Source organism: Aurantimicrobium sp., assembly GCF_036667855.1.
Classification (GTDB): Bacteria; Actinomycetota; Actinomycetes; order Actinomycetales; family Microbacteriaceae; genus Aurantimicrobium.
Genome location: NZ_JAVWTF010000004.1, coordinates 1 through 4,255, shown reverse-complemented (window position 1 = coordinate 4,255; position 4,255 = coordinate 1). Strand labels below are relative to the sequence as shown.

Annotated in this window: 5 protein-coding genes; 3 read left to right on the top strand and 2 right to left on the bottom strand. The window is 56.8% G+C overall.

The window, feature by feature from the left end; all coding sequences use genetic code 11:
* Positions 1-84 precede the first annotated feature (84 nt).
* The gene (locus RR877_RS02205) at positions 85-1,101 is read right to left on the bottom strand and encodes a 1-phosphofructokinase family hexose kinase (protein WP_332627649.1); all 1,017 of its coding nucleotides are present in this window, start codon (positions 1,099-1,101) and stop codon (positions 85-87) included.
* Between the two features lie 356 nt (positions 1,102-1,457).
* Between RR877_RS02205 and rplJ the strand changes: the two genes are divergently transcribed.
* Together rplJ and rplL are read left to right on the top strand one after the other, a co-directional pair.
* Positions 1,458-1,973 (top strand): 50S ribosomal protein L10, encoded by a 516-nt coding sequence (gene rplJ, locus RR877_RS02200; protein ID WP_110234598.1) that lies wholly within the window; start codon positions 1,458-1,460, stop codon positions 1,971-1,973.
* Between the two features lie 48 nt (positions 1,974-2,021).
* The gene (gene rplL, locus RR877_RS02195) at positions 2,022-2,408 is read left to right on the top strand and encodes a 50S ribosomal protein L7/L12 (RefSeq protein ID WP_110234597.1); all 387 of its coding nucleotides are present in this window, start codon (positions 2,022-2,024) and stop codon (positions 2,406-2,408) included.
* A 69-nt stretch (positions 2,409-2,477) separates the two neighbouring features.
* Here rplL and RR877_RS02190 read toward each other — a convergent pair whose 3' ends face one another.
* Positions 2,478-3,728, bottom strand: coding sequence for an Nramp family divalent metal transporter (locus RR877_RS02190; RefSeq protein WP_332627648.1), 1,251 nt, complete (start codon positions 3,726-3,728; stop codon positions 2,478-2,480).
* 106 nt (positions 3,729-3,834) lie between these two features.
* Here RR877_RS02190 and RR877_RS02185 point away from each other — a divergent pair.
* On the top strand, positions 3,835-4,255 hold a 421-nt coding region (locus RR877_RS02185; RefSeq protein ID WP_332627647.1), incomplete at its 3' end, for a saccharopine dehydrogenase NADP-binding domain-containing protein.

The window sequence follows — 4,255 nt, the reverse complement described above, 5'->3', positions numbered from 1 at the left end:
TCTATTACGAGTCCAACATTTGGGGTTCAGTTCACATCTGCGGGGCTTTCCTTGCTGAATCTTTTGGTTGGTGTGCTGCTCGCTCTAGTAGCGAACAGTTGCCTTCTCGAGGAGTGCGTAGTTCGGGTCAACCTCACGCAGCTGAGCTACCGGAGCATCTCCGAAGGAGCTGATCAAGGTAGTGGGCAGAGACACTGCCAGAGCACCCCATGAGCACCCTGTAGTCAAAGCAGCCTCGGGGCTTAGTGCAGGAAGAGTTCCTGCTTCGCGGCCAGCAGCAGAAGCTTCTGGGCTGACAACCTGGCTGAGGAAGCCAGCAAGGAATGCGTCACCAGCACCAGTGGTGTTGATGACCTCGGGAGCAACAGCCGAAGCCCAGACAACATCATCGGCGGTGATGGCGATAGCGCCATCGGGTCCCAGGCTCACTAGGGCGATTTCCAGACCGGTCGAGATGAGCTCACGACCAGCTTCGATGACATCACCAAGAGTGTGGAGTTCGTGGCCGACGAGAGAAGCAAGTTCATCAGCGTTGGGCTTGATCAGGTTGACCTCACCGCTGCGACCCCAGTGCTTGAGTTCGGGACCGGAGGTGTCCAGACCCACACGAGCACCCAAGTCACGGGCACGAGAGAATAGCTCGCTGAGGTCGATGGGGAGACCGGTGTCAATCATCTTGGGGTGCATACCGGATACGACCAGCCAGTCAGCGTTCATGTCTGAGACTTGCTCGAGCGTGGTCTCGACAACATTGCGCCAGTCTTCAGTGGTGAAAGGGATCGCCTGCTGGTTGATGTTGGTGGTGCGACCACCACGCTCAACCACAGTGGTGTTCACGCGAACACGACCCTGAACGGGCATGATGCGCAGGATCTGTGGGAAGGGAGTGGAGAAGAGAAGGTACTGGTCCTGCATACCAATGGGGAGCACAGCCGAGACAGGGTGCTTAGCCAGGTGCAGGGTGCGGGCCACATTCAGGCCCTTACCGCTCATGTATTCGTGGACTTCATACGCACGGTTCACTTTGCCGACAGTCAGATCTTCAGCAAGGTAGGTGCGGTCCAGCACGGGAGCGGGGGTCAGGGTTACAACAGCGTTCACGAGGCCTCAAATCTTCGTGACAAGCCAAAACTCACTTTGTGATGCCTATCTCACAGGCATCCGATGTGAGCATCAGCGCTAACAGGGGAGGGAAGTCTTTAGTCTACCGATTTGCCAGAGGAAGTGTTTCTCACCTAACCTAGAGATAACCAAAGACCGCTGGTTATTGGTGTGCTTTCGTCAGAAAGCCCCAATCTAAGTTTCGTTTCGACGGAGACCCGCGCAGGAACCTGTAAGTGATTAATACGTTCGCGTGTTTTCTTTCGCTCCAGCCCTGCGCTGGAGCTTTTTTAGTTTGAGCGGTCTGAGGCTAATCACTCCACACAAGTGGGGTGTGAGAAACCACAAGGAGCGCCATGGCGAACAAGGAAGCAATGCTCTCCGAACTCGAGAAGAATTTCTCTGGTTCGAATGCAGTTCTGCTCACCGAGTACCGCGGCCTCACTGTTGCTCAGCTCAAGGAGCTGCGCAAGTCCATCAGTGAGCACGCGACTTACGCCGTGGTAAAGAACACGCTGACCAAGATTGCCGCCGCTAAGGCTGGCATCACCGGTCTCGATGACCAGCTTGCTGGCCCATCGGCTATCGCATTCGTGCACGGCGACGCTGTCGCTGTTGCGAAGGCCCTGCGTACCTTTGCCAAGGCAAACCCTCAGCTCATTTTGAAGGGCGGCTACTTCGACGGTAAGCCTCTCGACGCTGCTGAGGTTGGAAAGCTCGCCGATCTCGAGTCCCGCGAAGTACTTCTGGCTAAGTTTGCCGGAGCTGCAAAGGCCTCTCTCTTCGGTGCCGCATACCTGTTCACCGCACCACTGTCGAAGGCTGTTCGCACAGTCGACGCACTGCGTGCAAAGCAAGAGTCCGGCAACTAGTCACTTACTAGTTATCGGTTTAGACGAAATAACAACAAGGAGAAAATCATGGCAAAGCTCTCAACTGAGCAGCTCATCGAGGCTTTCAAGGAGCTCTCGCTCATCGAGCTCAGCGAGTTCGTTAAGGCATTCGAGGAGACCTTCGAGGTCACCGCTGCAGCTCCCGTAGCTGTTGCTGCCGCTGGCGGCGCTGCACCTGCAGCTGCTGAAGCTGCTGAAGAGAAGGACTCTTTTGACGTCGTTCTCGAGGCTGCTGGCGCAAACAAGATTGCTGTCATCAAGGAGGTGCGTACCATCACCAACCTCGGTCTGGGTGAGGCTAAGGCACTCGTTGATGGTGCACCTGCAACCGTTCTCGAAGGCGCAAACAAGGACGCTGCAGAGAAGGCAAAGGCTGCTCTTACCGAGGCTGGCGCAACCGTCGTCCTCAAGTAGTCTCAGCTACTACACGCTTCAGGGCGTCAACTCTTCGGAGTTGGCGCCCTTTCGCTTTAACTTCTCCAGCTAGCCAGCGAAGGTAATCCAGAGCAGCACCGCGTTCAATCCAATAACGAACACCGATGCCAACACTGCCAAGGTTGTGGTCACACCTGAGTTGATATCTACGCCCAAGATGGACTTGTCCCTGGTGAAGATCACCAAAGGAATCAGCGCAAAGGGAATGCCGAAGGACAGCACTACCTGGCTAATAATCAGTGCCCAGGTGGGGTCAGCGCCAATACTCAAGATGATGAAGGCGGGGATCAACGTGATGACCCGACGCCACAGCAACGGAATCTGAATATCGGTCAGACCGCTCATGATCTCGGCCCCGGCATAGGCTCCCACCGAGGTTGATGCCAAGCCAGATGCCAGCAGTCCCACCGCAAACAACACGGCTATGACGGGCCCCAAATTGTTGTTCAACGCCGCATAAACACCCTCGAGGGTGTCGGTGCCGGGAACTCCCTGCAGGCTCACTGCTGCTGTGAGCAAGATGGCCAGGTTCACACCGCCGGCAATCACCAATGCCACAGTGACATCTACGCGGGTGGCCTTGAGAATCTTGCCGCGTTCCACGCCAGCAAGAACCAAGCCAAAGCGATCCCGAGTCAGTGCCGAGTGCGCATAAATAGCATGCGGCATGATCGTCGCACCCAAAATGGACGCCGCCAGCAACACAGAAGCTGCGCCATCAAAGCGTGGCATCAGTCCACCCAGCAGCGAACTGGGGTCTGGTGGTGCCACAACGAGACCCATGCCGAAGCCAATGGCAATAATCAACAGCAGCGCGATGATGACGCGCTCAAAAGCCTTCGCACCTGAGCGATCACGAAGGGACAGTAAGAGTAAGGACAACAGACCCATCACCATGCCGCCGGCAAGCAAGGGGAAACCGAATAACAGGTTGAAGGCGATGGCGCCACCGACGACCTCGGCGAGGTCCGTCGCCATGGCGACAATCTCTGCCTGAACCCAGAAGCCTCGGCGGAGCCATTTGTTCTTGATGCGTTCTCCGAGAATCTGGGTGAGAGATTTACCGGTGGCCAGTCCCAACTTGGCCGAGAGATATTGCACCAACCAGGCAACCAAGTTGCCCACGACGACTACCCAGACCAGGAGATAGCCGAACTGTGCGCCGGCGGTCATGTTGCTGGCAACATTGCCGGGATCCAGATAGGCCACACCCGCCACGAGTGCCGGACCCAGCAGAGGAACAACCCGCAGAGCACGCGATCGACGAGTCGCCGAGGGTGCAGGGTTGGGGGTTGTCATCGCTACTCAATTTCGCTGGGATGGACGCTGCTGCGTCTTCCCCACCAGACTACTTGTCAGCGAAGACACAGTCACAGCCTCTACTTCCAGGAGTAACGTCAGGAATATGAGAATCCTGCTTGTTGGCGCTGGTGGCGTCGGAGACGCCATTGCCAAGATTTCCGCACGTCGGTCCTTCTTCGAGGTCATGGTGGTGACTGACTATGACATCACCAGGGCGCAGCGCACGATCGCGTGGCTCAAGGACAAGCATGGCGCTGCCGCCATCGAGGGTCGGTTCATCGCTGACCAGATTGATGCCTCGAAGCCCGAGAGTGTCACGGAGGTTGCTCTTCGACACGGAGCTACGCACGTCATGAACGCAGTGGAGCCTAAGTTTGTCCAGACCATCTTTGCCGGTGCGCTCGCGGCGAATGCGGACTATCTCGATATGGCCATGAGTTTGTCCTTGCCACACCCCACGAATCCTTATTCCGAGACGGGTGTGAAACTCGGAGATGACCAGTTCGCCGATGCGGGGAAGTGGG